Raw genomic sequence first — 20,117 nt, 5'->3', positions numbered from 1 at the left:
GTGTGGCGGGAGGGGCCCCGGGCAGTCGCCTGCCCGGGGCCCGACAGTGCGGTTCATCGCAGGCCGTATGCCCGCACGATCTCGTTCTTGACGCTGAAGCCGCTGTCCGTCTCGGCGCTCGCGCGGACCGAGAGGAAGCCGCCGGGCTTCTTGGCCGTCCTGAACGAACCCGTCCAGTAGCCGTCGGCGCCCTTGGCCAGCGTCACCTTCTGCCAGCTGGCGCCGTCGTCGTACGAGACGTCCAGTTTCACCGTGGTGACGGTGCCCGGCACGGCGCCGAGGTTCAGCGACACCGGCTTGAGCGCGATCTGCCGGGTCGCGTCGGCCTCGACATCGCCGTGCAGGTCCGACTCCAGCTTGTAGTCCAGGTTCAGCACCGAGAAGGGCTCGAAGTCGTCCGAGTCGACGGTGTCCGACATGAACGTCCACTCGGTGTGCGTGCGCGTCGACAGCCGGAAGACGTCACCGGGCCGCTCCGCGTCGAGGACGGCGCGGTAGGCGAGGTTGCCCGCCGGCACCTCCTGCCACTGCATGTCTCCGCCGACCGGGTTGTCGTGGATCAGCGTGTCGCCCTGGAAGACCTGCAGGCGGGACGGCGTCTCACCCCACGGGAGGTAGCCGCCCAGCCGCATGGCGTCGCTGGCGGAGGCCCAAGCCTGCACGTTCCAGGTCATGTAGTTGCCCCAGCGGGAGTTGTACACACCGAAGGACTCGCTCTGGCCGGGCCGGGTCGCCGGTGCGAACCAGTCCAGACGGGTGGCGCTGTCCTTGGCGTACGTGTTGTCGCCCGACACCATCACCCACGGCAGGGCTCCGTCGATGCCCTGCGCGTGGAACTCCCTCCATACCTGGCCCGGGGTCACCCACTCGGTGCGGGTGCCCGGGTGCCACTCGGGCTCGGGGAAGTTGAACGACGGGCTGAGGGTGAAGTCGGACCGGTAGCCCTCCGCCAACCGGCCGCCCGCGGCCGAGTAGTAGCGCGCGTCGACCCGGGCGAGGTCGCCCTTGGCCGGCTTGTAGACCAGGGCCCGGTCCGGCACCTGCTCCGGGTAGTCCCGGGTCAGGTCGTAGACGAAGGGCGTGTGCTCGGTCTGCTGTACGGTCAGCTTGAGTTTGCCGGCCTTGGCCATTGCGGTGAGCGTCTTGCCCGCCTCACGGTGCACGGTGGCGACCGGGATGGTCGACTCGCCGACGTACTCCATCAGGCCGCCCACCCCGTCGTTGACCACGATCAGCGCCTTCGCACCGGCCGCGACCGCCGCCTCGGTGCGCTCCTGCGGCGAGACCTTGTCGCTGCGCTCGATCACGGCGACCTTGCCCTTGGCCTTGACCTTCTCGTACTCGGCAACCGCGCCGTTGCCCGCGTGCACGGCGTCCAGCCTGTCCGTGGCGGTGCCCAGGGCACTGCCCGCCTGCACCAGAGTCTCGAAGCGGAGCCGGTCGCCCGACGTGCTCAGGCTGAGCAGCGGCTCGCCCTTGCGCCAGCGGGTGATCAGCATGAACTCGCCCTGCTTCATCGGCTCCGTCGGCGCGACGTAGACGTCGTCGTACGACGGCGGCAGCACGTACGCGCTGCGGTAGTCCATGTACGGGTCGAGGCCCTTGTAGTGGACGTTGAAGTCGACCTTGCGCTGGCGGTCCTCAGTGCGCTGCGGCGCCTCGGTCTGCAGCAGGTGTGCCTTGCCCGCGTCGAGCACCACGTCCGCGGAGCCGTCCTTGAGCACGGTCTCCGGGTCGACCAGCACGGCCAGACCCGAGCGGTCCGCCTTCTCACCGGCCACGTCGAGGTACGCCGCAACGGTGTACAGGCCGGGTGCCATGCGCATGGTGGTCGAGCCGTCGACGTACACCGACCACGGCCAGAAGTCGCCCGCCAGGTTGACCGCGACCAGCCCGGCGGTCGGCTTGCCGTCCCGGCCGACCAGCTTGATGTTCAGGTCGTACCGCTCCTCCTCCTTGAGCAGCGCCAAGGAGGTGCGGGCCACCGGCTGCCCGGTGGCTGCGTCGGTGGCCGTCACGTAGCCGGCGTGCCGGCCTGCCGAAGCGGTTTTCGGGTCACCGGTCACCGGGACGGCGGCGGCGGCGCCCGCAGGGACGGTCACCGTGGTGGCTCCCAGCGTGAACGGGCCGCCGTCGTCGGTCAGCGCCAGGTTCAGCCTGATGTCGGCGGAACCGGAGTTGGTGAAGGTCAGGTCCTTCGTGGCAGCGGCATCGCCCGGCTCGTGCGGCCACGTGTGGTTGCCGAAGAAGAGCGATCCGGTGCCCCGGACCGTGGTGCGCACGGCGGCGGCCACGTCGAGGCGCCCGGCGCCGACCTCGTACGGCGAGTACCCGCCGTCCAGCCCCTTCGCGGTGCTCATGAGGTGTTCCTTGAGCTGCGCGCCGGTCCAGTCCGGGTGCTGCTGGGCCAGGATCGCCGCCGCGCCGGCCACGTGCGGGGTGGCCATCGAGGTGCCGCTGATGGTGCGGTAGAGGCCCTGACCGCCGTCGGCCATCTCTTGCGAGCGGGCCGCGGTGATGTCCACGCCGGGCGCCGCGATGTCCGGCTTCATACCGCCGGAGTAGGCCAGCGGGCCGGTGCTGGAGAAGGACGCGAGCCGGTCCTGCTTGTCCGTGGCGGCCACGGTCAGTGCCGAGGCGGCCGCGCCCGGGGCGGAGATGCTCTCCGGGCCCGCGTTGCCGGCGGCTATCACGAACAGCGTGCCGTACTGCGCGGACAGCGCGTCGACCGTCTGCGACATCGGGTCGCTGCCGTCCGTCGGGTAGGAGTCGCCGAGGCTCATGTTGACGACGTCCGCACCGGACTCGGCGGCCCACTGCATGCCGGCCATGACCCAGGAGTCCTGGCCGTAGCCCTCCGCGCCGCCGAGCACCTTGCCGACGAACAGGTCGGCGCCGGGGGCGACGCCCTTGTTGTCGCCTCCGGCGGCGGCGCCCGAACCGACGATCGTGCCGGCCACGTGCGTGCCGTGCCCGTTGACGTCGGTGACGGCCTCACCCGGCACGAAGCTGGTCGTGCCGTCGATCAGGCCGGCGAAGTCGGGGTGGTTGACGTCGATGCCGGTGTCGAGCACCGCGACCTTGACGCCCTTGCCGGTGTACCCGGCCGCCCATCCCTCGGGCGCGCCGATCAGCGGCACGCTCTCCTTCAGGTTGGCCTTCACCCGACCGTCGAGCCACAGCTTCGCCACACCCGCGCCCAACGTCGCGCTGCCCTGCGGCGCGACGTGGGTCCAGAAGGTGCGGGCCTGCCGCTTCTCGGTGCTGAGCGCGGCACCGCGGATGCTCTTGAGGTCGCGGGTCAGCTTGCTGCCCCGGGGGGCCGTCGGCGGGGCGGCCGTACGGGACCCCGGCTGGGAGTACGTCGCGATCAGCGGCACCTCGGCCGACTTCGTGTCGTCGTAGCCCATCTCGATGAGGTCGCTGACGTTGAAGAGCCGCCGGTCCAGCTTGTCCGTGCCCAGCAGCGGCACCGCCTCGTCCGGGATGACGAACAGGTCACCCTTGATCTGCTGGATCTTTACACCGCCGACGGCGCTGTCCGGCCGGTCGACGTCGGCGGTCTGCTTGCCGTCGGCCATCGTGGTGACCGTGACGACGTCGCCGGTGACCAGGGTGACCTTGTGGGTCGACGAGGGCTTGGCGGGTGCGGTGGGCTTGCTCGGATCGGCTTGTGCGGGTGTGTGCAGAACCGCGAGTCCCGACGCCAGCAGCGGCACCGCGGTGGCGGCCGAGATCAGCTGCCAGCGCCTACGGCGGAAGGCGGAAGAGAGTGAGGGGGAGAACATGCCATGGGTCTATCGGCCGGGAACGCCGACGTGAATGCCTGACGAAGGCAAGTCCTTGCCATGGCGCGGACTTGCCAGCCGTGAACCGCGTGATTCATCACAGAGTCACACTTTTCGCGAGCCGGGGGCCCCGGCCGCGCCCGGCTCTGAGGCCGACCCGGCGGGGGCCGCCACCACCCGGTGGCGGCCCGCAGGTCAGCGCCCCTTGAGCAGGGCGCAGGCGAAGTTCTCCTGCACGGTACGCAGCCGGGCCAGCAGGGCAGGCTTGTTGCCCTTGCTGGTCTGGGTGTTGATGGAGAAGGTCAGCGAGCGCGTCCCGTCGGGGGTGGTGGCGGCGAGCTGGGTGTAGCCGGGGAAGTTTCCGCTGTGGCCGTAGAGCACACCGCAGCGGGTGGTGTATTGGAAGATCGCGAGGCCGGCGGCGTTGGTGCCGGGGCCGGCGGGCTCGGACGAGTCGCCGGGGCGGAAGGTGAGCTGTTCCTTGCGTGTCTTCTCGGACAGCAGGGCGGGGCCGCCGTAGGCGCGGATGAAGGCGCCCAGTTCCCTGGGGGTGGAGACGATGCCGCCGGAGGCCCAGATGCCGGAGACGCCGAGGGCCTCGCTGATGTCCTGCGGTTCGGCGGGCGGGAGGACGTCGTAGCCGTGCAGGTACGGCCGGGGGAGCTGGTGGCCCAGGGGCAGGCTGGTGCGGCGTAGATCCAGCGGGCGGTAGACGAGGTCCTGCAGGAGGTCCTCGTAGCGGCGGCCGGTGACGGCCTCGGCCATGAGCGCGACGGCGATGTTGTCCGAGTTAGAGTACTCGTACAGGGAGCCGGGCTCGAACAGCAGCGGCTCACCGGCCACGAAGTCGAGGAGCCTGCGCGGGTCGAAGACGTGGCGCGGGTCGGCGGCGAGGATCTCGAGGAACTCGGGGGCGGCCGAGTAGTCGGGCAGGCCGCTCGTGTGCTGGAGGAGCTGGCGCAGGGTCACCGTGTGCCAGGCCGTGGGCTGGTCGGGCAGGTGCTCGCCGATGGTGTCGTCGAGGGAAAGCCGGCCCTGGTCGACGAGCTGGAGGGCAACCGCCCCGCTGAACGCCTTGGCGATGCTGGCGATGCGCATGTGGTCGTCGGGGTGCGGCGGGCGGCCGGTGGCGATGTCGCCGACACCGGCGGTGTACACCTGGGTCCGGTTCCCCTGAGTGAGAAGGGCGATCACCCCGGGCGGGCCGTCGTCCTGGGCGACGAGCTGATCGAGCTGCTGCTGGAGGCTCTTGTCGCGGCTCGGGCCGCCGTCAGCCGGACCGGGGTCGCCGGCTGCCTGCGCGGGCTGCAGCAGCCCTCCGAGCGCGGCGGCGGCGAGGGCGGTGGCGGACAGTCCGGTGCGCAGGCGGCGTCCGCGGGCGAGGGTCGGCACGTGGGTGTCTCCTGGTGTGCGGTGGGAGGCGGGGCCGGCGAGACCCGACCGGTACATCCGCCTGCCTAGCAGCCCGCGCCCCGCACCGGGCCCACGGCGCGCACCGGCACCCCCCGATTGGCTGCGCAAGTCGCAAGCGGGCGGTGGCATGCCCTCACAGGGCCGGGACAGGGCTTGACCTCAAGTGCGGTTCAGGTTGGAGGCTTCTTCGTAGGTCGCCGGCCGCAGGGCGGCGCAGCAGTTCACCCGTAGGAGGAAGTCCCATGTCGAGCAGTGCCGTTCACAACTCCGGCCCCTCTGTGCCCGCCGCGTCCCCGGTCCGCCGCTCCGGTCTCGCCTGGTGGAAGGCGCTGGTCACCGGCGCGGTCGGCGCGGTCGTGGTCAACCTGATCGTTCTTGCCGTCGCGAAGCTGGCCGGTGCCTCGCTCATCGTCGTCGACGGCGGCGAAGCGCACCCGATCACGGTCGGGGGAGTCATCGGCGCCTCCGTCGTTCCCCTGGTCGTCGGGACGGGCGCTGCGCTCTTGATGGCCCTGTGGAAGCCGGTCTTCCTGCGGATCGCGCAGTACGTGGGAGGCGGGCTGGCACTGTTGTCGGTTGCCGGACCACTGTCGTCCGGCGCCGACGGCGGCACCGTCGCAGCCCTGTCGCTCATGCACATCACCCTCGGCGTGGCCGTCGTCACCACCCTGGAACTGCGCCGCCGCCATTGAGCTTGTCTCCACTGGTAAAGAGCCCAACCGCCGGCGGGCCGCTTGGCGTGCACGGCAGCGGATACGGGGATCAGAGCCAACCGCGGCGCTGGGCCTGGAGGGCGAGCTGGAAGCGGGTCGTGGCGCCCAGGCGGGCCATCAGGACCTCCACACGGCGGAACAGGGTACGGCGGCTGATGCCGAGTTCGCGTGCGATGTCCTCGTCCGACACCCCGCCCGCGAGGAGTGTGAGCATGCGCCGGTCGGCGGGCAGCGGGCGCTGCGGTGGGACGGCGGCGCCCCGCGGGGGCGGTGTGCGGGAGGCGTACAGCGGCAGCGCGCTCTGCCAGGTCTGCTCGAACAGCGCCACCAGCGCCGAGAACAGCCCGCACGGGCGGACGATGAGCAGGGTGTGGTGCACATCGACCTCGTGGATCGACAGGGAGACCAGCGCGCACGCGTCGTCGATGATGATCAGCTTCACCGGAACCGCGTGCACGACCCTGGCCTGCTCGCCGGCGGCGATGCACGGCTCGATGCTGCGGCTGAAGTTGCCCGGGTACTCCAGCGACTCCCGGGAGTACACCACCCGCTGGGTCACGCCCCGGGCGAGGGTGGCGAGGGCCTCGTCGGTGGCGGTGGGAATCGGGAAGTACGGCGGGGAGTCGAACTGGCGGATCTGTCCGCAGGCACCCGCCCAGGCCTGGCGCAGGCGGGGGCCGATGTCCTCTCCCGTGACCACCTCGACCAGGTCGTTCTTGAACGCGGCCGGACGGCGGCGGCGGAAGGTGTCGAAGGCCCCGGCGACGGTGATGCACGAGGCGTCGAGTTCGGCGGCCCGGAGGCGGCCGAGGAACTGCAGGCCGGCGGCTGGTGGCAGGGGGGCCACCGCCTCGCCGTCGCCGGTTGCCGCGCTGCCCAGCCCTGCTTCGACCAACTCCTCGTACGCAGACGCCAGTTCGTGCTCGTCCAGGCCGGTGGCGGCGCCGAGCTCGGGCAGTCGTACGGGCGCCAGCTCCAGCAGGGCCAGATAGAGCCGGACCGCCCCGGCGCCGATGCCCAGTCTTCGCAGCGCCTCGCCGACTTCCCCCGTCGCCATGGTCGGCAAGGTACCAACGCGGTGCGGCGGCCGCACCACCTCGACCGGAAAAGGCCCGGTGGTGGTGCGACCGCGCGGGGACCACTTGCGCGCGGTGCCGGGCCCGGCTCGGCCCGGCCCGGGATCAGTAGTCGATCGTGTTGTGGTACAGGCAGGACAGGGCGCCCGCACCCACGTCGTGGCCGTCGGCGGTTCGGTGGCTCCAGAACTGGCTGAAGGTACCGGAGACATGGCCGAGGAAGGTGCTCCACAGCGGCCCCGCCGGGTTCTCCGCGCAGGTGTCACCGGGCTCGTTCGCGGTGTCGGACAGGTCGATCATCGCGCCGAGGACCCGGCCCTCGACCGTATCGCCGTTGTCCCAGCCGGTGGTGCCCCAGGTCGGTCCCTCCAGGTCCTGGGTGCGGCCGCCGGGCCAGCGGAAGGTGGGATCGCCGAGCGCCACGACGCCGAACCAGGTGGCGAAGCCCTCGGTCCAGGCGCAGCCCGCCGAGCTGGTCTTGGTGATGTAGTGCGGGCTGCAGTTGGGGGAGGAGGGGAAGGCGTCCTCGTAGACGTCGTCCATCATGGCGTGGCCGAACTCGTGCAGTACGAGCACGGGGGCGTCGGGGTCCGCGGCGGCGAGGTGCACGGCGTTGCCCTGGAGCGAGTAGTACGTGCCGTCGGTGGAGTCCGGCGCCCAGTTGACCAGGCCGCGGCGGCAGGCGGTGTCCCGGGCGTCCCAGCAGTTGCCGGGCTTCCAGTTCCATCCCGTGTTGATCGTGTCGAAGGCCTCGACCCCGCGCATCAGCGCCGCGTCGGCCGGCTGGAAGGCACCGATGCCGGTGGTGGAGCCGGTGGGTACGTTGGCGCGGACCGGGGAGGCGAAACGATACGGCTGGCGGGACTTGCCGTTGCGTATCACCCAGTGCTGGTTCTCGGTGGCGAACTGGACGTAGACGTCCTGGCCGCCGCCCTCCTCATCCGTGTTGTCGAAGCAGAGCGTGAAGCCGCCGTCGGCGCCCGTGAGACCAGTGGTGAGGAGGTCGTCCGCGCCGCGCGCGTCGTCGTCGTAGACGGCCACACGGGCGTTGGCGGAGACCCGGGTGACGCCGCCGTGGTCGACGTAGTTCCACGAGCCCGTCGCACAGGCCGTACCCGCCGCGGCCGCCGGCGCCGCCGGGCCGGGGTCCGGCTCGGCGGGGCGGTGGGCGAGGCCCGGGCGGGCGCGGCTCGCGCCGGCGGCCGCCGGGGTCGCGGCGCTGACGCTCCCGACCGGGATGCCGAAGGCCGACTGGCGTGCGCCGACCGTGAGGAACACGCTGCCCGAGTCGGTGTCCGCCGGGTCCGCCGCCGACGTGACGGTGGCGCGGATGCCGGCCGGCCCCTCGGCGACCGCGCGTACGGTGCCGCTCAGCCGCCACGGACGCTGCTGCCCAGCCCGGCCGGTGCCCTCGGCCCGGTGCACGCGGCCGCCCTGGACGGGGACGAGCGAGGCGGACGTGGAGGTGCTGAGCCCGGCGGGCGCGGTCACCCATTCCAGACCGGCGGGCAGCTGGACGTCCAGTCGTACGTCCGTGTCGCCACCGATGGTGCCCACCTCGATGTCGAGCCGCGCCGAACCGCCGAGGACGGGGGCCTCGGACAGGTGCAGCGTGACGGCCAGGCAGTGGCCGCGCTCGTCGGTGCGGTCCGCGTACGTCTGCGCGGTCGGCCGGCATCCGGCGGCGCCGCCGGGCGCGGCCGCGGCCGGACTCCCGCCGGGCACACCGGCGAGCGCCAGCAGCAGGCCGCACACGGCGGCGCGCACCGCGGTGCGGCCGGGGCTCAGCCGGCGGTGGTGTCTACGACTCTGGTGCATGGGGGTCCTCTCCAGTCGGGGAACTCGCTGCGGCAGCGCGTTCTACCGGATCCGGACCCCGCGCGGTGGCCGATCAGTGTCACCGGCGCGGATCGGCACATCCCGCAAGGTGAAAGCACGCCAACCTGGTTGGCGTGGCTGTGGGACTGCGGGTCAGCGGAGGCCCCCGCGGTGCATGTGTCGTTGCTGCCTCGGGCCGCCTTGGTGATTCACAACTGGCCCAGGGGCCGGGCCCGTTGCGGATGCCCGAGTACTATCCGAACGCATGATCATTCGTAGGGAAGACGGGTACGAAGTCGATGTCGATCCACGCCGCCTCGACGTGGACCTGGTGCACCACTGGCTGTCGACCGATGCGTTCTGGGCTCTCGGCCGCAGCCGGGCAACGGTGGAGCAGTCCATCCGAGCGTCTGTCAACTTCGGCGTCTATGACGCGGACGGGGCGCAGGTCGCCTATGCGCGTGTCGTGACCGACCTGGCGACCTTCGCATGGCTCTGCGATGTCTATGTCGACCAGGCTCATCGCGGCAAGGGCCTGGGCACATGGTTGGCCGCGGCGGTCCGGGACCATCTCGCCCCCTACGCGCTGAAGCGCGTGCTGCTGTCCACGCTCGACGCCCACGGCGTCTACGCCAAGGTGGGCTTCGTGCCCTTTCCCGACCCCGACAAGTTGATGATCATGAGCTTCGCGCCCTGACTTCGGCGGAGTGGGCCGCTCCGAGGCACCCGGCCGGCCAGGAGCGGCTCGCGAGGGCGACGACATCGCCGGCGGCGTTGCGGCGGCCCCCGAACTGCCCCTGGCCTATGGCCCACCGCCGTCGGTCAGACGGTGGCCGGGGTGTTCTTCAGGCATTCGATCGTGTAGTCGCCGGTGGATTCGTCGACGGTCACGCCGTGGGCTTCGCTGCGGAAGCCCGGGAAGACCTCGTCGAAGGCTTCGAGGGCGCGGAGGTAGCGCAGCACGGGGCTCATGGCGGGGCCGAGGGATTCGCCGGGCATCAGGACCGGAATGCCCGGCGGAGTGACGGTGACCATGGCGGCGGCGATCCGGCCCGCTGCGTCACTCAGGCGTACGCGTTCGGTCCCTCCGCGGATCAGCTGCCGGTAGCACGCCTGTGGTGGCAGGACCGGTTCGGGCAGCTGCTGGAAGGCGGCGTCGAGCGCGGAGACGAGCTCGGCCCGGGTGAGGTGCTCGTGCATCTCCTGGCACAGTCCGCTCAGCGTGGCGCCCGCGTACCGGCGCGGGTGGCGGGCGACCAGTTCGGGCAGGACCTGGTCCAGCGGGGCGTTCGCATCGTAGAGGGCCTTGAAGTCCATCAGGGCGTCGAGCAGCGTGCCCCACTTGCCCTTCGTGATGCCCATGGAGAAGAGGACGAGCGTGCTGTAGCTGTCCGTCTTCTCCACGACGATTCCCCGCCCCGCGAGGTACGCGGTGAGGATCCGTGCCGGAATCCCCCACTCCGCGACGTGGCCCGCGGCATCGACACCCGGGCAGGTGAGCGTGACCTTGACGGGGTCGAGCATGCAGTAGCCGTCTTCCAGCCCGGGGAAGCCGTGCCAATCGGCGCCCGGTTCCAGCCGCCAGCAGGCCGCGTCGCGGCCGAGGAGCGCGGCCGGGGCGTCGGCGAAGGGGATCGGCTCGCCGCCGTCCGGATCGGGGACCGTCTCGGGCTGCCAGACGCGGAAGAACCAGGCCGGACGGTCACCCGCGTTCGCGATCCGGCGGCCGGTACGGACCACGGCCTGACGGAAGCGGACTGCCTCGCTCACGGCCTCGTCGATCAGCCACTGCCCCTGCGGGCCGTCCATCATCGCGGTCGCCACGTCCAGGGACGCGATCGCGGGATACAGCGGCGATGTGGTGCCGTGCATCATGAACGCCTCGTTGAAGCGCTCGTGCTCGACCGGGGCCCTGGGCGCGGAGCGGACGTGAACCATCGCCGACTGCGAGAGGGCGGCGAGGAGCTTGTGAGTGGACTGGGTGGCGAACACCGTCGGCCGCTGCGGCCCGTCGAACGTCTCGGGGCCGACCGCCATGCCGTACCGGCCGGCGTACAGGGGGTGGAAGCGCGCGTACGCGAACCACGCTTCGTCGAAGTGGAGCCGCGGCGCGCTCGGCGCCAGCGCCCGGGCGACCTGGAGCGTGTCGTAACACAAGCCGTCATAAGTGGAGTTGGTGACGACCGCATATTGGGCCTCGGAGGAAACCGCGTCGGCCGTCAGGGGGTTGGCGGCGATCCGCGACGCCACGGCCGCGGCTTCGGTCGCGTGCGGCGGAAGAGGACCTGCCAGGCCGTATCCGTTGCGGGTCGGCACGAGGTAGACCGGGCGCGCCCCGGAGATCACGAGGCCGTGTAGCACCGACTTGTGGCAGTTGCGGTCCACCAGCGCGATCTCGTCGGCGGTCACGCAGTAGTGCCCCACCATGCGGTCGGCGGTCGAGTCGCCGTGCAGCACGAAGTACGTACGGTCGGCGCCGAAGACCCGGGCGGCGTTGCGTTCCGCTTCACCGATCGGACCGCTGTGCTCGAACAGCGAGCCCAGTTCCTCGACCGAGATCGACAGGTCGCTGCGGAAGAGGCGCTCGCCGAAGTAGTCGAAGAAGACCCGGCCGACGGGAGATTTGAGGAACGCGACGCCGCCGGAGTGCGCCGGTGTGTGCCAGGAGTACTCGTGCGCGTCGTCGAAGCGGCGCAGTGCCTTGAAGAACGGCGGCAGTACGTTCTCCTGGTAGGTGCGGGCGGCGCTGACGACCCGGCCGGCGATGAAGGGCGCAGTGTCCTCCAACGGCCACACGTAACCCACCACCGTTTCCGACACCCACAACGGCAGCCGCTCCAAGGCGTGGTCGGATTCGTCGGCCATGACGAGGAACACCGGCAGGTTCTTGAACCTCCGCCCGATCCGGCGCAACACCGCCGCGCCGCCGCCGTCCTCGCCCTCACCGCCGCCGGCCCCCGGCAGGTCCCAGGCCACGACCGCCGCCGAGAGCCCCGCCTCCGTCTGCAGGGCCGCCTGCGCGTCACGGTCGCTGCGCGCCCAGCGCACCTCCAGGCCGCGGTTCTCCAACTCCTTCCCGACGCGCCGGAGTTGCTCGGTGCCGGCACCACCTCCCAGGGGATCCTCGCGCAGAGCCAGCAGGACGGTGCCGTTCGCCATGAGATCTCACTTCCGTGATCGGTTGCCGTGCGCAGGCCAGTATCCGGCGCCGAAAACGAGACTCTCCGGGAATCGACACCAGACCACCCTTAAGAGGGTCAAGGGGGGCCGAGTCGTTTTAAAGCCCCCGGTGTATAGCGGAGATATCGGGCCGATGCGGGTGCGGTGGAGGCCGTGGTCCACCACCAGAAGCCGGGTGAGGCCGGCAGGCGGCGCGCGCTCTGGTGATGGCAGGGGCGTCCGGCATCATCGCCCCTCAGTCGAGCGCACGGAAACAAGCCGCTTCCCACGCCTATCGCGAGGGTGTCGATCACTGCTACAAGTGTGACGCTTCAACAACTCCTGATCCCCACAACGCACCAAGGAGTTACTTGTCATGTACACGTCTAAATTGGGGCGGGTTTTACCCGTCCTGGCGGCCTTGGCGGCCGCCACCCTGGGGCTGGCCCAGCCCGCCTCCGCCGCTGCGGCAGCGGGGGAGCGGTACGTCGCTCTCGGCGACTCCTACTCCTCCGGGGTGGGCGCAGGCAGCTACCTGTCCGACAGCGGCAGCTGCCAGCGCAGCAGCAAGGCCTACCCGTCCCTGTGGGCGGCGGCCAACGCCCCGGCCTCGTTCACCTTCACCGCCTGCTCCGGCGCGACGACCGGTACGGTCAAGAGCAGCCAGCTGACCCCGCTCAACAGCACCACCACCCTCGTCAGCGTCACCGCCGGCGGCAACGACGTCGGGTTCGCGAACGTCATGCAGACTTGTGTTCTGCAGAGCGAAGCCACCTGCGTCAACGCGGTCGACAACGCCATTGCACAGGTCAACAGCACTCTGCCCGGAAGCCTTTCGTCCCTCTACGGCACCATCCGCAGCAAGGCCCCGCAGGCTCGTGTCGTCGTGCTCGGCTATCCGCGCTTCTACCAGTTGAACGGCAGCTGCATCGCCGGGCTCAGCGAGACCGAGCGCGCGGCCATCAACCGGGGCAGCGACGCCCTCAACGGCATGCTCGCAAAGCAGGCCGCCGACGCGGGGTTCTCCTACTCCAGCGTCGTGGACGAGTTCACCGGCCACGAGATCTGCTCGAGCGCCGCCTGGCTGCACAGCGTTTCGGTGCCCGTCTCCAACAGCTACCACCCCACGGCCACGGGCCACTCCGGCGGCTACCTGCCGGCTTTCCGCTCCGCCGTCTGATTCCCCCGGACCGCACTACCGGGGTCTTCTGCACCAACGAGTCGACGCGGGTAGACCTCACGGTCCACCGCTCAGCAGCGCCACCCCTGTCCGCACCCACCCGCCGAAGTCGGCACCAGGAGGAAAGCCCGTGAAGTCTCCGCAAGCCTCCAGCGGCCACCAGGCCCGCGACACGGCCCCCACCCGCAGGCGGGGAACCGCACTGCGCTCGGTCCTCACCGCCCTCGCCCTCGTCCTCGGCGCGCTCTTCGCACCCGGCGTCGGCGTCCTCACCGGCGCCACCGACGCGCACGCGGTCACCAAGATCAGTCACGCCACCGCGACGTCGATGTTCCGCAGCTCCGGGATCACCTGGTCCTCGTCCGGCGGCTGCTCCGACCGCAACAACCCGACCTGTACCTCCTTCGAGCAGCTCAACCTCGCCTCGGCGAAGGGCGCCCAGACCCTCAAGAGCGCCAGCGGCTGCGCCCTCAACATCACCGGTGGCACCGAGACCGGCCACGCCGGCGGCACGTACTCGCACTGGAACGGCTACAAGCTCGACTACAGCAAGTACACCTGCATCGGGAACTACATCAAGAACACCTTCACGTACATCGGCGTACGCGGTGACGGCGCCCCGCAGTGGAAGTCCGGCTCCGGCAACATCTACGCCGACGAGGGCAACCACTGGGACGTGACGTACTACAACTGCGGCGGCTGCTGAGCCCGAGCCGCCGAGCAGGGGTGGCGGTCTGCCCGGACCTCAGGTCCGGGCGGACCGTACGCCAGAAACCCCAGGGACGACGACACGGCAATCCGGAGCGGCCTCCGGTTCGTCGAACAGGCCTGCGCCACCGCACACGCCCGTCTCGGGAACGGTGAGCTCGACGCGCTCGGCCGCTTCCAGGTCGCCGGCGAGGGCGGCGGATGGAACGCACCTGCTCGTAGCCGGTCATGGCCAGGATGGTCGGGTCGCGGCCGTGGGACTTCATGCCGGAGCGCTCTGCCCTCTTGCGGTGCCGCCACCAGCGGCCCCCGGACGCCCCCTGTCCGGGGCCCCGCCGCCCGCTACTCGCGGGTCGGTGAGTCGGAGCCGAAGTCGGCGTCCCGTGTCCGCTGTGCGCGGTGCTCGATGAGGCGGCGGAAGCCCGCCAGTGCGTACCGCTCCCCGGTGGAGGAGCCGGGGCCGGGGATGCCGGCGACCTTGGCCATGAGCTGCTGCGGCTGGGGCTGCCAGCCGACCGCCAGGACCCGCAGGCCCAGGCACTCCGCGCGCCGGTGCAGGTCCAGGAGGTGGAGCAGGCCGGCGGAGTCCATGGACGCCACGCCGTGCAGATCGAGCATGAGGTCCCGCGTGTCGACGGCGACGTCGTCCAGTGCCTGCTCGAGCGCCGCCCCCGCGTCCTCGTCGAGTTGGCCGCCGACGCTGACCAGGACGGAGCTGCCGCAGTGCTGGACGTCCGTGGTGATCATCCGTTCTCCTTCCCCCCGAAGGCACCGAGCCCGCGGGGCCTCCATCCTGGCCCGACGCCCACCGGCGCCGGTGCAAGGCGCGCTGACGCCAGGCCTCTGGCGTGACGCGGGCCGGGGCGGGGCCGCATCGCGCGCCGGTTCGATGCGCGTCGGCATCAGGGGCGCTGACCCAGGTACCGCGTTTCGTTCTCACCGGCATCCGCCGTACCGATGTTCCCCGAGGCCGGTGCGCAACGGGTTGCCCACCTGAGCAGAACCCGGGCGCGTGTGGTGCAGCGCCTGGTCCCCGACTTCCCCGTCGCCTCGATCGACGACCCGGCCTTGCTGCAGATGCCGGCCGAGCCGGCGGCGCCCTCTTCCCGTGAATTCCTGCGGCGTGCTGCCCGGCACCGGGTCGCTGATCAGCTGATCAGTCGATCAGCTGGCCCCCGTCAGTGCTGCGTGCGCGGCGGTGAGGATCTCCTCGGAGAGCGGGGAGTCCTTGGTGGCCCGGGCCAGGACGAGCGCGCCGAGCATGGTGCAGAGCCGGGTGATGCCGTCCTGGTCCTCGGTGGCGAGCCACTGGGCGAAGTCACGCACTCCCTCGGTGTAGACGCGGCGGGCCTCGCGCTCTCCGGGTTCGCGCGCCATGTCGCCGGCGAGTGCGGCGGCGGGGCACCCGTCCGCCGCGCCGTCCCGGTGTTCGACGGAGAGGTAGGTGTCGATCAGCGCCCGCTGGGCGGCGTCGCGCCGGCCGGCGTGCTGCTCGAGTCCGTCGTTGCGGAGCCGGGTGAGTTCGTCGAACGCGTGAGCGGTGGCTTCGCCGACGAGCGCCTCCTTGGAGGCGAACTGCTTGTAGAAGCCGCCGTGGGTCAGTCCGGACGCCTTCATGAGGTCGGCGACGCTGACGTGGGTGCCCTGCTCCCGGAACAGCCGGGACGCGGTTTCCACGACCCGTCGGCGGTTCTCCTCCGCCTGTGCCTGCGATACGCGGCCCATGAGGCACTCCTCCCGGTTGGATGTCGCTTGCAATCTATTCTAGACTGTGATTTAGATTGTACTCGTAATCTAATCGCGCGGGCCGCTTGGCGCCCACGACGCACGGAGTGGACATGGAACTGAAGGACGCGGTCGCGGTGGTCACCGGCGCCAACCGGGGGCTCGGGCGGCATCTGGCCGCTCAGCTCGTGGAGCGCGGAGCGAAGGTGTACGCGGCGGCCCGCCGCCCGGAGACGGTGGACCTGCCCGGCGTCGTCCCGCTGCGGCTGGACGTGACGGACGAGGAGTCGGTTCGGGCCGCGGCGCGTACCGCGTCCGACGCGACGCTGCTCGTGAACAACGCGGGCATCTCCACCGCCACGCCGCTGATCGCGGGCGGCCTGGACGCGGTGCGCCTGGAGATGGAGACGAACTTCTTCGGCCCGCTCGTCGTGACCCGGGCCTTCGCCCCCGTCATCGAGGGCAACGGCGGCGGCGCCGTGCTCAACGTCCTGTCCGTCCTGTCCTGGCTGCATCCGGCCGGCCTCGGGTCCTACGCCGCGGCCAAGGCCGCGGCATGGGCGCTGACCGGCGCGGCCCGGGAGGAACTGGCGCCCCGCGGCATCACCGTCTCGGCGCTGCATGTCGCATACATGGACACCGACATGGCGGCGGGCGTCCCCGCCGATCAGAAGACCGCCCCCGCCGACGTCGCCGCGCAGGCCCTGCACGGTATCGAGACGGGCCTGCCCGAGATCCTCGCCGACGAGACCACCCGGTACGTCAGGCAGAGCCTGGCCGCCTCGCCGAATGCGGCGTGAGGCACGCCCCGCCGCAGCTCTTCCTCGTGCCGATTTCCCGGAGCAAGGACACCTGATGCGTTACACGACCTTCGGACACCGGACCGGACTGCGCGTGTCCGAGTACGCGCTCGGCACGGCCAACTTCGGCACCGGCTGGGGTGCAGGCGCCGAGCCGGACGAGGCCCGCCGCATGTTCGACCGGTTCGCCGAAGCCGGCGGCACCTTCCTCGACACCGCGGACACCTACCAGTTCGGCGAGTCGGAGGAACTGACGGGCAGGTTCATCGCCGCCGACCGGGACCACTTCGTCCTGGCGACCAAGTTCACCCTCGGGGCCGCGCCGCAGCCGAGCGTCTCCAGGACGGGCAACAGCCGCAAGAACATGGTCACTTCGGTGGAGGCCAGCCTGAAGCGCCTGGGCACCGACTGCATCGACCTGCTCTGGGTGCACTTCCCCGACGAGCTCACCCCCATGGAAGAGATCCTGCGCGGGCTCGACGACCTGGCGAGGTCCGGCAAGATCCACCACGCCGCCCTGTCCAACTTCCCCGCCTGGCGCGTCTCGCGCGGCGTGACCCTCGCGGAACTCAGGAACTGGACGCCCATCGTGGGCATCCAGAACGAGTACAGCCTCGTCGAGCGCACCGCCGACCGCGAGCTCCTGACATGGCCGAGAGCCTCGGACTCGGCGCCGCCCTGTGGTCCCCGCTCGGCGGCGGACTGCTCACCGGAAAGTACCGCCGCAGCACCAAGGGGCGCCTCAGCGACCTGGGTGCGGTCATCCACACGGAGAGCACCGACCGGAAGACCGCCGTCCTCGACGCCGTCCTGGCCATCGCCGAGGAGACCGGGGCCACGCCCGCCCAGGTGTCGGTGGCCTGGGTACGGGAGCGTGCCGCCCAGTCCGCGACCTCGCTCATCCCGATCACCGGGCCGCGCAACCGCACCCAGCTCCGCGCGGCTGTCGGAAGTCAGCGCGGCGCCCCTCGGCGTTCCCCACGAGGTGATCGCCGGATCCCTGGGCGGCATCCAGGGAGGGGACGCCAGCCGCGTCATCCCCCCTGCCGTACCGGTGGGCTGACGCCTCCCACATCGGCGAGCGAGGGCCCCCAAGAACAGACAGAAACACGCAAGGTGTCTCGTACTGGGATAAGCCCAGGATGGACAGAGATCCCCGCCCCACCCGGACGGGCAACGGAGACGACGATGAAGACCTTCATGATCGAGCGGTACGGCGACAAGGCCGGCGTGCGCGCCGGCGAGATGCCCGACCCGCAGGTGGGCGCCGACGACGTCCTGGTCCGGATCCACGCGGCGAGCGTCAACCCGCTGGACCTCAAGATCCGCGACGGGGAGTTCAAGGCGATCCTGCCGTACCGTCTCCCGCTCATCCTGGGCAACGACCTCGCCGGGGCGGTGGTCCAGGTGGGATCGGCGGTCACACGGTTCGCGGTGGGCGACGAGGTCTACGCCCGGCCCGACAAGGACCGCATCGGCGCGTTCGCCGAACTCATCGCCGTCCACCAGGACGACGTGGCGATCAAACCGGCCACGCTCACCATGGAGGAGGCAGCGTCCCTCCCGCTGGTCGCCCTGACCTCGTGGCAGGCGCTGGTCGAACGTGCACAGGTGCAGCCAGGTCAGAAGGTCCTGATCCACGCGGGCTCCGGCGGCCTCGGCACCATCGCCGTCCAGCTGGCGAAGCAGCTGGGCGCGCACGTGGCCACCACCGCGAGCACCGCCAACGTCAACCTGGTGAAGGAGCTCGGCGCGGACGTCGTCGTCGACTACAAGAAGCAGGCGTTCGAGACGCTCCTCCACGGCTACGACGTCGTCCTGGACAGCCTCGGCGGCGAGACGCTCGAGAAGTCCCTGCGGGTACTCAAGCCCGGCGGGAAGGTCATCAGCGTCGCAGGCCCTCCGGACGCGGCCTTCGCCCGCGAGCTGGGCGCGAACCCGATCCTCCGACTGGCGATGAGCGCGCTCAGTTTCACGACCCGGCGCCGCGCCAAGCGCCGCAACGTGACGTACTCGTTCCTGTTCATGAGGGCCAGCGGCGACCAGCTGCGCACACTCACGCCGCTCATCGACGCCGGGAAGATCCGTCCCGTCGTCGACCGGGTCTTCCCATTCGATCAGACCCGCCAGGCCATGGAGTACGTCGAGAAGGGCCGGGCGAAGGCCGGCAAGGTCGTCGTCACGATGAAGTGAGGACAGACCCTCCGGAACGAACGGTGAGGACCTCCCAGGCAACGAGAAGATTCCCCCCCCCGCACCCCCCCCGCACCACCACCCACCCCCCGCTACCGCTAGGACCCGGTCATGAGCGCACCGCGGAGTTCCCCCGCCCCCACCCCCTCGTCGTACCAGAGCGCGCCGACCCGTTCCGTGTCCGTGCACGGCGTCGACTTCGTCTACCGGGAGCTCGGTCCCGGGGACGACGTACCGCTGGTCCTTTTCAACCACCTGGCCGCGGTCCTGGACAACTGGGATCCCCGCGTCATCGACGGACTCGCCACCCGGCGGCGAGTGATCACCTTCGACAACCGCGGAGTCGGTGCGTCGGGCGGCTCCACGCCCGACACCATCGAGGCGATGGCCCGCGACGCGGTGCTGTTCATCCGGGCCCTCGGATTCGAGCGGGCCGACCTCCTCGGCCTGTCGATGGGCGGCTTCATCGCCCAGGTCATCGCAGCAGAGGAACCGCACCTCGTACGCAAGATCCTCCTCGCGGGCACCGGCCCCGCCGGAGGCCCCGGCATCGACAAGGTCACGGCACTCACCGTCCGCGCCGCGCTGAAGGGCGCACTGACGCGGAAGGATCCGAAGCAGTACCTCTTCTTCACCGACAGCGAGGGCGGCCGACGGGCGGGCCGCGCCTTCCTGGAACGGTTGGGGGAGCGCACGCACCACCGCGACACCGCCATCTCGCTGTCGTCGTTCCGCGCCCAGCTGAAGGCCATCCACCGGTGGGGCCTCCAGGAGCCGGCCGACCTGTCGCGCATTCACCATCCGGCCCTGGTGGCGAACGGCGAGAGCGACCGGATGGTGCCCAGTGAAAACACCCTCGACCTGGCCGCGCGACTGCCCCGGGGTGAACTCGTACCCCTCTACCCCGACGCCGGCCACGGAGGGATCTTCCAATACCACGACGAATTCGCCGCGCAGGCGCTCGAATTCCTCGAACGGTAGCGGGGTCGCAGCTTGAGCGTCGCGGGGGTGGCATCCCGCAGAGCGGGCCGGTATCGGCTTGAATGGGTTGCCGACGCCGCAGTGCTGCCACAGTCGCCGTATCGCATGGGAGGTCGCCTTGACCGAGTTCGATCGGCGGGCGGAACTCCGCGACATCAGTGGCATCGAGGTCACACAGTCGATCCAGTAATACGGACACGTGGGCACAGTGGTCATCCGACGCAGGCGCCACCTGGAACGGTCTCGCCGTCGGCCTGTGCAGCGGGCAGGCTCTTCTCGGCCTCGTGGGCTTACCCGATGGTGAGGTGCTCATCCGGCTGCTTGTCCATGACGGGGTTGCCACCACGACGTCGGAGCCGGTCCGCTGGCTGTTGGACGGCCGGAAGGTGGGTGAGGGCCTGGAGGGCTCCGTCGCGAATGCGGAGCGGCCCGGCTGCTCGCCAGGGGCGAGGACGGAAACCCAAGTCGGGGCCCCGTCCCGGACGTCGCGGCCCAGGTGTCGAACGGCCGGTCCGGGGAGGGGCCATCCACGTGATGAGGACGTATGTCACGTCAATCACGAC

14 protein-coding genes and 2 pseudogenes are annotated in these 20,117 nt (G+C 70.9%); 8 read left to right on the top strand and 8 right to left on the bottom strand.

Features of this window, described 5'->3' with window-relative positions; genetic code table 11:
* Positions 1-53: 53 nt before the first annotated feature.
* Both ACIPUC_RS01460 and ACIPUC_RS01455 read right to left on the bottom strand, forming a co-directional pair.
* Positions 54-3,788: a S8 family peptidase gene (locus tag ACIPUC_RS01460; RefSeq protein ID WP_446586138.1), complete on the bottom strand. Its 3,735-nt coding sequence runs from the start codon at positions 3,786-3,788 to the stop codon at positions 54-56.
* Between the two features lie 195 nt (positions 3,789-3,983).
* Entirely contained in the window at positions 3,984-5,180 is a 1,197-nt protein-coding gene (locus tag ACIPUC_RS01455; RefSeq protein ID WP_446586137.1) for a serine hydrolase domain-containing protein, read from the bottom strand.
* A gap of 263 nt (positions 5,181-5,443) precedes the next feature.
* Here ACIPUC_RS01455 and ACIPUC_RS01450 point away from each other — a divergent pair, with 263 nt between their 5' ends.
* On the top strand, positions 5,444-5,893 hold the full coding sequence (locus ACIPUC_RS01450; RefSeq protein ID WP_446586136.1) for a DUF6069 family protein: 450 nt from the start codon (positions 5,444-5,446) through the stop codon (positions 5,891-5,893).
* 70 nt (positions 5,894-5,963) lie between these two features.
* Here ACIPUC_RS01450 and ACIPUC_RS01445 read toward each other — a convergent pair whose 3' ends face one another.
* Positions 5,964-6,971 (bottom strand): helix-turn-helix transcriptional regulator, encoded by a 1,008-nt coding sequence (locus ACIPUC_RS01445; RefSeq protein WP_446586135.1) that lies wholly within the window; start codon positions 6,969-6,971, stop codon positions 5,964-5,966.
* A 124-nt stretch (positions 6,972-7,095) separates the two neighbouring features.
* A complete protein-coding gene (locus ACIPUC_RS01440) occupies positions 7,096-8,808 on the bottom strand; it encodes a hypothetical protein (protein WP_446586134.1) in 1,713 nt (570 codons plus the stop codon).
* 265 nt (positions 8,809-9,073) lie between these two features.
* On the opposite strand from ACIPUC_RS01440, the gene ACIPUC_RS01435 reads away from it, so the two are divergent.
* The gene (locus ACIPUC_RS01435; RefSeq protein WP_446586133.1) at positions 9,074-9,505 is read left to right on the top strand and encodes a GNAT family N-acetyltransferase; all 432 of its coding nucleotides are present in this window, start codon (positions 9,074-9,076) and stop codon (positions 9,503-9,505) included.
* A gap of 125 nt (positions 9,506-9,630) precedes the next feature.
* Here the strand turns inward: ACIPUC_RS01435 and ACIPUC_RS01430 are convergent, their stop codons facing one another.
* The gene (locus ACIPUC_RS01430) at positions 9,631-11,967 is read right to left on the bottom strand and encodes an Orn/Lys/Arg family decarboxylase (protein WP_446586132.1); all 2,337 of its coding nucleotides are present in this window, start codon (positions 11,965-11,967) and stop codon (positions 9,631-9,633) included.
* Positions 11,968-12,343: 376 nt separating this feature from the next.
* On the opposite strand from ACIPUC_RS01430, the gene ACIPUC_RS01425 reads away from it, so the two are divergent.
* Both ACIPUC_RS01425 and ACIPUC_RS01420 read left to right on the top strand, forming a co-directional pair.
* On the top strand, positions 12,344-13,147 hold the full coding sequence (locus ACIPUC_RS01425) for an SGNH/GDSL hydrolase family protein (RefSeq protein ID WP_446586131.1): 804 nt from the start codon (positions 12,344-12,346) through the stop codon (positions 13,145-13,147).
* Between the two features lie 202 nt (positions 13,148-13,349).
* Positions 13,350-13,853 (top strand): hypothetical protein, encoded by a 504-nt coding sequence (locus ACIPUC_RS01420; protein ID WP_446586755.1) that lies wholly within the window; start codon positions 13,350-13,352, stop codon positions 13,851-13,853.
* 96 nt (positions 13,854-13,949) lie between these two features.
* On the opposite strand, the pseudogene ACIPUC_RS01415 reads toward ACIPUC_RS01420, so the two are convergent.
* The 3 genes and pseudogenes from ACIPUC_RS01415 to ACIPUC_RS01405 form a co-directional block, all read right to left on the bottom strand.
* A pseudogene (locus ACIPUC_RS01415) lies at positions 13,950-14,124 on the bottom strand (flavoprotein); the annotation flags it as partial.
* A gap of 73 nt (positions 14,125-14,197) precedes the next feature.
* Positions 14,198-14,602, bottom strand: a complete 405-nt coding sequence (locus ACIPUC_RS01410) for an STAS domain-containing protein (protein WP_446586130.1) — start codon at positions 14,600-14,602, stop codon at positions 14,198-14,200.
* Between the two features lie 417 nt (positions 14,603-15,019).
* Positions 15,020-15,580: a TetR/AcrR family transcriptional regulator gene (locus tag ACIPUC_RS01405; protein WP_446586129.1), complete on the bottom strand. Its 561-nt coding sequence runs from the start codon at positions 15,578-15,580 to the stop codon at positions 15,020-15,022.
* Between the two features lie 113 nt (positions 15,581-15,693).
* Here ACIPUC_RS01405 and ACIPUC_RS01400 point away from each other — a divergent pair, with 113 nt between their 5' ends.
* The 4 genes and pseudogenes from ACIPUC_RS01400 to ACIPUC_RS01385 all read left to right on the top strand — a co-directional run bounded on the left by ACIPUC_RS01400 (position 15,694) and on the right by ACIPUC_RS01385 (position 19,554).
* The gene (locus ACIPUC_RS01400) at positions 15,694-16,380 is read left to right on the top strand and encodes an SDR family oxidoreductase (RefSeq protein WP_446586128.1); all 687 of its coding nucleotides are present in this window, start codon (positions 15,694-15,696) and stop codon (positions 16,378-16,380) included.
* Positions 16,370-17,271 (top strand): annotated as a pseudogene (locus ACIPUC_RS01395) (aldo/keto reductase); the annotation flags it as partial. The gene ACIPUC_RS01400 and the pseudogene ACIPUC_RS01395, both read left to right, overlap by 11 nt.
* Positions 17,272-17,568: 297 nt before the next feature.
* A complete protein-coding gene (locus tag ACIPUC_RS01390) occupies positions 17,569-18,573 on the top strand; it encodes an NADP-dependent oxidoreductase (protein WP_446586754.1) in 1,005 nt (334 codons plus the stop codon).
* Between the two features lie 111 nt (positions 18,574-18,684).
* Positions 18,685-19,554, top strand: coding sequence for an alpha/beta fold hydrolase (locus tag ACIPUC_RS01385; RefSeq protein WP_446586127.1), 870 nt, complete (start codon positions 18,685-18,687; stop codon positions 19,552-19,554).
* The last annotated feature ends 563 nt before the right edge of the window (positions 19,555-20,117 follow it).

The organism is Streptomyces sp. LARHCF249 (assembly GCF_052871255.1).
The sequence above is the reverse complement of the archived record's forward strand: the minus strand, read 5'-3'. Positions and strand labels throughout refer to the sequence as shown.